This window comes from Sutterella parvirubra YIT 11816 (assembly GCF_000250875.1).
Classification (GTDB): Bacteria; Pseudomonadota; Gammaproteobacteria; order Burkholderiales; family Burkholderiaceae_F; genus Sutterella; species Sutterella parvirubra.
This window is the reverse complement of record NZ_JH604912.1, coordinates 1-5,863: the sequence shown is the minus strand read 5'-3', so window position 1 is coordinate 5,863 and position 5,863 is coordinate 1. Positions and strand designations below refer to the sequence as shown.

Genomic DNA, 5,863 nt, shown 5'->3' with positions numbered 1-5,863 from the left:
CTTCATCCACGAGACGAAGCATTGAGCCTCCGGCCCGATGCCTCAACACCAATAAGAAAAGCCGCGGTTCGACGTGAATCCGCGGCTTTTCTTCATTGGGACGGAAGACCCGATCAGTCTTCCTTCGCGGCCTGCGCGTCCTTTTGGGCGCGCTCGGCGTTGAGCTTCGCCTCATGCTCGGCGCGCTTCTTCTTCGCAATCGTGTGGCCCACGGCGATCACGGCGAGCGCCCCGACGGCGGCCGCCGGATAGTGCGCCGTGAAGGCGAATTCGGGCCAGCGCGACGTGACGAAGCCGTCCGAGACGGCCATGCCGCCCGCGATCCAGCCGAGCAGACCGCCGCCGAAGTAGATGATGACGGGGAATCGGTCGAGGAGCTTCAGCACGACCTGACTCCCGAACACGATGAAGGGCACCGAGACCAGGAGACCGAAGATGATCAGCATCGTCTGGTGGTCGTCGTGCGCCTGCTGCGCCGCGCCCGCGATCGCGATCACGTTGTCGAAGCTCATGACGAAGTCCGCCACGATGATCGTCTTGATCGCGCCGAAGAGCTTGTCGCTCCCGGCGATGTTGCCGTGGCCTTCGTACTCGGGGATGAGGAGCTTGATGCCGATCCAAAGGAGGAGCGCCCCGCCCACGACCTTGAGGAACGGGAGATCGAGGAGCATCACTGCGAACGTGATCAGCACGACGCGAAGCGCGATGGCGCCCGCCGTACCCCAAAAGATGCCTTTGGCGCGCTGTTCATGCGGCAGGTTGCGGCAGGCCATGGCGATCACCACGGCGTTGTCGCCACCCAAAAGGATGTCGATCATGATGATCTGACCGACCGCGCCCCAGTGCAGGTTGGCCAGAAGATCCCACAGATACTCCAAGATAAGCCTCCGGAAACAAGTGCTTGAGAAACCGAGGTATTTTAGCGAAGGCCCTTACGCGAAAGCACGATTTTCACAAACTGAAAGGCTCTTCTTCGGGAATCTCCACCTCTCCGCGGATCACCTTCATGATGACGCCCATGGCGAAACCCCGGTAGGCGAGGTACCGGATCTGACGCTCGCGCTCCTTCCGGTCGGCGGGCGGCTCGCCGAATCGGCGCCGCCAGAGCCTCGCGCAACGGACGTCCTCGGTGTCCTCGATCTCCTCCATCGCCGCGTCGACGACGTCGCGGTCCAACCCCAGCATCCGGAGTTCGCGGCGGATCGCCAGATCACCCGAGCGTTGCGCGCGCACGCGCGCGCGGGACTTCGCAAAGCGCTCGTCGGAGAGAAGCCCGTGTTCCTTGAGCTTCGCGACCGCCTCGTCGACGTCCTTCGCGGTTTCGCCGGGCTCGAGTTTGAGCGCCAGCTTCGCGCGCAGCTCCTTTTCGCTGTAGTCGCGGCGCGCGAGCATCGCGACGGCGCGCCCGGCCAACGACTTCGTCTGACGCGCCCCGCTCTTCTTCCCGGCGGGCGCTTCGTCTTCAGCATCGTCCGCGAAGGGATTCTCGGCGAAGGGGTCCTCAACCTCGCGCTCCACCACCCAGCCGTCGGCATCCGGTTCGGGCGCCGGGGCCGCCTTGCGGACGCGGCTCCTGCGGCGGAGTTCCTTCAAGAGTTCCGGATCCCTGCAGGTGTGCTCGTCGCGCACGATCGTACGGCCGTCCGCGTCGGTTTCCTCAAAAGCGCCCTCGGCATTTCTGCGGGGCTTCTTCGCGGCCGGGGTCGACATCGAGGCCGCGGCGCCCTTCACGGGCGGCCGGGGCGCGGGCGTCCTCCGCTCGGGCGCCATCAAGGGGCGCTCGCGCGCGGGGCCGTCCTCCCAACGAGGAGCCGCGGGGGCCTGAGGCGCTTGGGGCGTCCGGGGTTCGGCCGCAACGGCGGGAGCAGGCTTCGCCGCGCCGAAGTGCGGTTCGAGCTCCACGCCGAAGAGCGACGCCTCCTCCCATTCGGGCTCGGGGGGCGCGGGCTTACGGCGGGAGGCGGCGGGCTTCACCGCGGGAGTCTTCTCCCGCTTCGGAGCTTCGGGCACGGGCTCCAGATCATCGTCGTCAAAGAGAACTTCCATGGTTCGTCCGGGGGTGTTCGGGGTTCATGACGGACGAAAAGCCCGCCTTCACGTGTCGGGCGGGCTTTTCTCGGAGGCTTCAGTGAAGCTCAGCGCATCAGAGGTCGATGTCGTCGCCCAACCCGATCGGATCGAGCTCGTCCTCGGCGCTCACGTGCGTTTCTTCGGAGGCCGTGTTGGCGACCGGCACGCCCTTGCCGTGGGCGCCCTTCAGTTCACGGATCTTCTGTTCGATCTCTTCGCAGACCGCAGGGTTCGACGCGAGGTACTCGCGGGCCTTTTCCTTGCCCTGGGCGATCTTCTGACCGTTGTAGGAGTACCAGGCGCCGGACTTCTCGATGACGCCGAGGTCGCTGCCGATGTCGATGATCTCGCCCGTGCGGGAGATGCCTTCGCCGTAGAGGATGTCGAAGGTCGCCTGCTTGAAGGGGGGCGCCACCTTGTTCTTGACGACCTTGACGCGGGTTTCGTTGCCGATCACCTCGTCGCCCTTCTTGATGCCGCCGGTGCGGCGGATGTCGAGACGCACCGAGCTGTAGAACTTGAGCGCATTGCCGCCCGTCGTCGTTTCGGGGTTGCCGTAGCCGCCGATCTTCATGCGGATCTGGTTGATGAAGACCACCATCGACTTCGTGCGGGTGATGCTGCCGGTGAGCTTGCGCAGGGCCTGGGACATCAGGCGGGCCTGCAGACCAGGAAGCGCTTCGCCCATGTCGCCTTCGATTTCGCTCTTCGGCGTGAGGGCCGCGACCGAGTCGACGACGATCAGGTCGACCGAACCCGAACGCACGAGGGCGTCGGCGATTTCAAGGGCCTGTTCACCCGTGTCCGGCTGCGAGAGCAGGAGGTTCGGGACGTCGACGCCCAGACGCTTCGCATACTGGATGTCCAACGCGTGTTCCGCGTCGATGAAGGCGCAGGTGCCGCCCAGCTTCTGCATTTCGGCGATGACGTGGAGCGTCAGCGTCGTCTTCCCCGAAGATTCCGGACCGAACACTTCGATGATTCGGCCGCGGGGGAGGCCGCCCACGCCCAGCGCGAGGTCGAGTCCCAGCGAACCCGTCGACACCGTGTCGATGTCTTCGATTTCGGTCCCTTCGGCCATGCGCATGATCGCGCCCTTGCCGAACTGCTTTTCAATGTTGGCGAGCGCGACGCTCAGCGCCTTCTTGCGTTCTTCGCCTTCGACGCGCGTCACGCGCTCGGTCTTCGTACTCTTGGCGGCCATGTGAAGCCCTCCTGATCGGGTTGGTGACGCCGTCGGTCATTCTGATTTTCTATCCATTGTCGTCAAACAGTTGACGCAACGAATGACAGGATCAAGCACAGGATCAAACATGATCCCGCCTCAAACTGTTCCTTTGAAAATCAGCGTCGTCAAGGCATCCGTTTTCTTGTTGAGTCGAACAATATCACAGCCGAAAAGGGTTGACAAGAGTCTCTTTAGTTGAGGGAAACCCTAACAAATGAGACCAAAGAGAGGCCTGAAGGCGCCCGCACCAACCCGATCCGAGGACGTCCCGGAAGGTCTCTCAGGGGATTCCCCAAAAAAAATTTCTCCGTACCCTTGACAGACGTATTCCGCTTCGGCACAATTCGTCTCCTCAGTTAGTTGTTCCTCTGCCGCAAAGGCTAAGGCCGTCGCACTAGGGGGTCGTTAGCTCAGTTGGTAGAGCAGCGGACTTTTAATCCGTTGGTCGTGGGTTCGAGTCCCGCACGACCCACCACGATCAAGGAACACACTGACCGGGAACGTAGCTCAGCTGGTAGAGCAGCGGACTCTTAATCCGTCGGTCTAGGGTTCGAATCCCTACGTTCCCACCAAGTTTTCTTGTTTCAGCCTTCGGGCTGGGACACGGGAACGTAGCTCAGCTGGTAGAGCAGCGGACTCTTAATCCGTCGGTCTAGGGTTCGAATCCCTACGTTCCCACCAATTCGAAAGCCCGTCGATCAACGCATCGACGGGCTTTTTTCTTGCGTCTGCGCGGTAATACCGCAAGCGCGCCGCCCCAAGAAGGGTCCGGGCGCCTATAGACTAGGGCGATCGACTTCAAGATCCGACCATGATTCAACTCGAACACATCTCCCAAACCTACCTCACCCCCGAGGGCAAGCGCTTCGACGCGCTCAAAGACGTGTCGATCCACATCCGCCCCGGTGAGATCTTCGGCATCATCGGCCGTTCGGGCGCCGGGAAGAGCACGCTCGTGCGCTGCATCAACCTGCTCAACCGGCCCACGTCCGGGCGCGTCGTCGTCGACGGCGCCGACCTCACCGCGATGAGCGAAGAGGAACTTCGCCGCACGCGCCGCGGGATCGGGATGATCTTCCAGCACTTCAACCTGCTCTCCTCGCGCACGGTCTATGAGAACGTCGCGCTCCCCCTGGAGCTCGCCGGCGTGGGCAAGGCCGAGATCCGCGCGAAGGTCGAGCCGCTTCTGAAGCTCGTGGGGCTCGATGAGCACGCCCACAAGTACCCCCCGCAGCTCTCGGGCGGGCAAAAGCAGCGCGTCGGCATCGCCCGCGCGCTCACGAACGACCCGAAGGTGCTTCTCTCCGACGAAGCCACCTCGGCGCTCGACCCGGAAACGACGACCGCGACCCTGCAGCTTTTGAAGCGCATCAACGCCAAGCTCGGCCTCACGATCGTGATGATCACGCACGAAATGAACGTCGTGAAGCAGATCTGCGACCGCGTCGTCGTCATGAACAAGGGCGAGATCGTCGAGCACGGCACCGTGATCGACGTCTTCGCGAAGCCTCAGTCCGACACGACGAAGGCCCTGATCGGCAACGTCCAGGCGCGCGACCTCCCCGAGTCGATCATCGAACGCGTGCGCGCCGCGCGCGAGCGCCGCGGCGGCCGCGACGAAGCGCATCTGCTGCGCCTCTCCTTCATCGGCGGCGACGTCACGCGCCCGGTCATCTCCGAGTGCTCGCGCCGCTTCGGCGTCGACATCAACATCCTGCGCGGCACGGTCGACGACCTGCGCGGCCAGACGGTGGGCACCCTCACGGTTCTGGTCGAAGGCAGCCGCGAGGTCTACGAACAACTGGTTGACTTCGTCCGCAGCTGCGGCGTGATCGTGGAGGAACTCTCCGATGTTGACTAACTTCCTGCCCCTGATCGGCGACGCCCTCATCGAAACGATCGTCATGGTGGCCGTGTCCGGGTTCGTGGGCGCCCTCGCGGGGATTCCGCTCGGGATCGTGCTCTTCGTCACCGACAAGAAGAGCTTCCTGCCGATGCCGGTGCTGAACATCACCCTGGGCACCGTCATCAACGCGATGCGCTCGGTCCCCTTCATCATTCTCCTGGTGGCGATCATCCCCTTCACGCGCATGGTCGTGGGCTCGTCGATCGGCACCGCCGCGGCGATCGTGCCGCTCACGCTCTCGGTTGCGCCCTTCATCGCGCGCATGGTCGAGACGAGCCTCCGCGAAGTCGACAAGGGCCTCATCGAAGCCGCCCAATCGATGGGGGCGACGCACCTGCAGGTCGTCACGAAGGTGCTCCTCCCCGAAGCGATGCCCGGCATCGTCGCGGGTCTCACGATTTCGGTGATCAGCCTCATCGGCTACTCCGCCATGGCGGGCGCGGTCGGGGGCGGCGGCTTGGGCGACCTCGGCATCCGCTACGGCTACCAGCGCTTCAACCCGGAGGTGATGTGGACGGTCGTGCTGGTTCTGATCGTGCTCGTTCAGGGGCTCCAAAGCCTCGGCGACCGGATCGTCCGGAAGCTCTCCCACAAGTAGGAACCGAGCGCAGGCCGAAACCCCATTCGGACCGCCCCGGCGCCCCGTGCGCCGGGGCGGC

At 64.0% G+C, this 5,863-nt stretch carries 5 protein-coding genes and 3 tRNA genes; 5 read left to right on the top strand and 3 right to left on the bottom strand.

Annotated features, from left to right (window positions below):
* Positions 1-113 precede the first annotated feature (113 nt).
* The 3 genes from HMPREF9440_RS02895 to recA form a co-directional block, all read right to left on the bottom strand.
* Positions 114-878 (bottom strand): TerC family protein, encoded by a 765-nt coding sequence (locus HMPREF9440_RS02895; RefSeq protein ID WP_008541339.1) that lies wholly within the window; start codon positions 876-878, stop codon positions 114-116.
* A gap of 73 nt (positions 879-951) precedes the next feature.
* Positions 952-2,046, bottom strand: a complete 1,095-nt coding sequence (locus HMPREF9440_RS10400) for a regulatory protein RecX (RefSeq protein ID WP_008541338.1) — start codon at positions 2,044-2,046, stop codon at positions 952-954.
* Between the two features lie 97 nt (positions 2,047-2,143).
* Entirely contained in the window at positions 2,144-3,274 is a 1,131-nt protein-coding gene (recA, locus tag HMPREF9440_RS02885; protein ID WP_008541335.1) for a recombinase RecA, read from the bottom strand.
* Between the two features lie 423 nt (positions 3,275-3,697).
* Between recA and HMPREF9440_RS02880 the strand changes: the two genes are divergently transcribed.
* The 5 genes from HMPREF9440_RS02880 (at position 3,698) to HMPREF9440_RS02860 (ending at position 5,802) form a co-directional block, all read left to right on the top strand.
* A tRNA-Lys gene (locus HMPREF9440_RS02880) sits at positions 3,698-3,773 on the top strand.
* Between the two features lie 21 nt (positions 3,774-3,794).
* Positions 3,795-3,870 (top strand) — tRNA-Lys (locus HMPREF9440_RS02875).
* A 33-nt stretch (positions 3,871-3,903) separates the two neighbouring features.
* Positions 3,904-3,979 (top strand) — tRNA-Lys (locus HMPREF9440_RS02870).
* A 130-nt stretch (positions 3,980-4,109) separates the two neighbouring features.
* A complete protein-coding gene (locus HMPREF9440_RS02865; protein WP_008541333.1) occupies positions 4,110-5,159 on the top strand; it encodes a methionine ABC transporter ATP-binding protein in 1,050 nt (349 codons plus the stop codon).
* The gene (locus HMPREF9440_RS02860; RefSeq protein ID WP_008541332.1) at positions 5,149-5,802 is read left to right on the top strand and encodes a methionine ABC transporter permease; all 654 of its coding nucleotides are present in this window, start codon (positions 5,149-5,151) and stop codon (positions 5,800-5,802) included. The genes HMPREF9440_RS02865 and HMPREF9440_RS02860 overlap by 11 nt, the downstream gene beginning before the upstream one ends.
* The last annotated feature ends 61 nt before the right edge of the window (positions 5,803-5,863 follow it).